The sequence below is a fragment of the Hydrangea phyllody phytoplasma genome, from assembly GCF_036985185.1.
Lineage (GTDB): Bacteria > Bacillota_I > Bacilli_A > Acholeplasmatales > Acholeplasmataceae > Phytoplasma > Phytoplasma asteris.
Genome location: NZ_BSDA01000033.1, coordinates 1 through 215, shown reverse-complemented (window position 1 = coordinate 215; position 215 = coordinate 1). Strand labels below are relative to the sequence as shown.

The 215-nt window shown below is 24.2% G+C and carries 1 pseudogene; it reads left to right on the top strand.

What is annotated here, in order from left to right:
• Positions 1-215 (top strand): annotated as a pseudogene (locus AACP42_RS03105) (DNA double-strand break repair protein Rad50); the annotation flags it as partial.

The following is a 215-nucleotide window of genomic DNA, read 5'->3' as shown; positions in this document are numbered from 1 at the left end:
CAAGAAGCCAAAGATAAAATCAAAGAGTTATTGGATAACAATGAAACAAAAATTAAAGAAATAAAAGAAAAATTAAGTGAAAATACCGAAAATATCACTATCTTAAAAGGGAAATTAATTCAATTAGAAAAAGAAAAAGAAGCCAAAGAAAAAGAAATTAAACAAAAACAAGAAGAACAAAATTTAGCATCCCCTGATGATAAGATTAGATTACA